This is a genomic window from Virgibacillus carmonensis, from assembly GCF_057836705.1.
The window spans coordinates 1-810 of the sequence record NZ_JBYQFJ010000112.1 but is presented as its reverse complement, the minus strand read 5'-3'; the positions used below and the strand labels follow the sequence as shown (position 1 = coordinate 810).

Genomic DNA, 810 nt, shown 5'->3' with positions numbered 1-810 from the left:
GACCTATTTTGACAATGTTCGACAATTTAAAAGGTCCTGTTGTTAAATACAACAGAACCTTTATATTTACCGTGTTTTTCTTTCGATTGCAATGATAAAAGGCGGGGTATTTTTTTGATTTATAAATCCGTAATAAAGTACATTATATTGCTTTTGGTTCAGTTGATGGACGTATTCCAAAATATTTCGTTTCTCGATATCCCCACCTTCATGACCATGGTAGACAACTAAAACGACAATCCCGTTTTCTTTCAAGTGTGATAGAATTCCTTCAATGGCAAGGATAGTACTTTCGCTTTTGGTAACGATCCCTTTATCACTTCCGGGAAGATATCCAAGATTAAATATTGCGCCGCCAAGTGATGTTAGTTGATCAACGGTCAGATGATGAATGGCATTGCTGTGACTGTCCTTGATAATGGTTGCATTCGTAATTTTATGTACAGCAAGGTTTTCCTTTGTATGCTCGATTGCCTGCTCTTGGATATCAAAGCCAAATACATGGCCATTTTCCCCAACAATTTCACTTAAAAAAACAGTATCATGACCATTTCCGCATGTGGCGTCGATTACTGTGTCGCCTTTATTTACGGCTTCTTCCATTAAATAATGGGAGAATTGAATAATTCCTTTTAACATGTGTATTCACCCTTATTATGCTTCTCTAGTATTAAATAATTTTAACATGAACATAATAGGATAAGAAGGAAACAGACTTGACAATGATGCACCAATTCATTACAATTCGATATACATATTGTAATAACGATGCAAAGGACTAGTAATAAATAATTCAGGTATAGCGAGACA

At 35.3% G+C, this 810-nt stretch carries 1 protein-coding gene; it reads right to left on the bottom strand.

What is annotated here, in order from left to right; translation table 11 throughout:
* Positions 1 to 66 precede the first annotated feature (66 nt).
* Entirely contained in the window at positions 67 to 639 is a 573-nt protein-coding gene (gene mnmM, locus AC3G7N_RS20780) for a tRNA 5-(aminomethyl)-2-thiouridylate-methyltransferase MnmM (protein WP_089062165.1), read from the bottom strand.
* Between the last annotated feature and the right edge of the window lie 171 nt (positions 640 to 810).

Bases quoted from the DNA above. Each gene is read 5' to 3' on its own strand.
- mnmM (WP_089062165.1), bottom strand. From the start codon at position 639: ATGTTAAAAGGAATTATTCAATTCTCCCATTATTTAATGGAAGAAGCC.